Source organism: Streptomyces alkaliphilus (assembly GCF_014141535.1).
Classification (GTDB): Bacteria; Actinomycetota; Actinomycetes; order Streptomycetales; family Streptomycetaceae; genus Streptomyces; species Streptomyces alkaliphilus.
This window is the reverse complement of the sequence record NZ_VKHT01001244.1, coordinates 1-1,253: the sequence shown is the minus strand read 5'-3', so window position 1 is coordinate 1,253 and position 1,253 is coordinate 1. Positions and strand designations below refer to the sequence as shown.

Genomic DNA, 1,253 nt, shown 5'->3' with positions numbered 1-1,253 from the left:
CCCGGCCCACCCCACCGCCGGCGCGCTTCCCACCGACCTCCGGGGCGCGGCAAGCCGCTCGCGCGCCGGTCCGTGCGCGACGGGCGCGGCGCTGCTCCCCGACGTGCCGCACGAACCCGCCTCAAAAGTGCCGGCTCATCCGGAAACCCGGGGGCGAATCGACGAAGCTCCACCGGACGGCCCCCTTCCGCTCCGGCCGAGGGGCGCCCCCGGCTCCCGCGACACGCCCCGGGAGGACACACCCCGCGCACCCCTCACGGAGCGAGGAGCACGAGGTCATCGCGGTGGACCACCTCGCGTTCGTAGTCCGGACCGAGCTCCCGGGCGAGTTCACGGGTCGAACGACCGATCAACAGGGGAATCTCCCGCGCGTCGAAGTTGACCAGGCCCCGGGCGAACGCCCGCCCGGTCTCGTCCCTCAGTTCGATGGGATCCCCGGCCGAGAACTCACCGTCCACCGCCGTGATGCCCGCCGGCAACAGCGAACCACCCCGCTCGGCGATCGCCCGCACCGCCCCCGCGTCCAGGGCCACGGAGCCGCGCGGCGAGGAGGCGTGCTCCAGCCACAGCAACCGACCGGCGCTGCGCCGCCCGGTGGCGTGGAACCAGGTTCCGGTCTCCGCCCCCACCAGGGCGTCCGCCGCGTGCACGGCCGAGGTCAGCACCACCGGGATGCCGCCCCCGGTGGCGATCCGCGCCGCCTCCACCTTCGTCACCATGCCGCCGGTCCCCACCCCGGCCCGGCCCGCGCTGCCCAGCTCAACGCCCTCCAACTCGGCGGGGCCGGTCACCTCCGGGATCAGCCGGGTGCCGGGACGGCGGGGGTCGCCGTCGTACAGGCCCGCCACGTCCGAGAGCAGCACCAGCAGGTCGGCACGGACCAGGTGGGCCACCAGGGCCGCGAGCCGGTCGTTGTCACCGAAGCGGATCTCGTCCGTGGCGACCGTGTCGTTCTCGTTGACCACCGGCACCGCGCCCATCGCGAGCAACTGCTCCAGGGTGCGGAAGGCGTTGCGGTAGTGCGCGCGCCGACTGGTGTCGTGGGTGGTCAGCAGCACCTGGCCCACCCGGCGGCCGTACCGCGCGAAGGACGCGGTGTACCGGGCCAGCAGCAGCCCCTGCCCGACGCTGGCCGCCGCCTGCTGACGGGCCAGGTCACCGGGGCGGCGGGTCAGGCCGAGGGGGGCCAGACCGGCGGCGATGGCGCCGGAGGAGACCAGCACGATCTCCCGGTCGTCGTACTTGGCCAACAC

The 1,253-nt window shown here is 74.9% G+C and carries 1 protein-coding gene; it reads right to left on the bottom strand.

The features are described from left to right. Positions 1-254 precede the first annotated feature (254 nt). The coding region (gene proB / locus FNQ90_RS23720) for a glutamate 5-kinase (RefSeq protein ID WP_182608220.1) at positions 255-1,253 on the bottom strand (999 nt) is incomplete at its 5' end.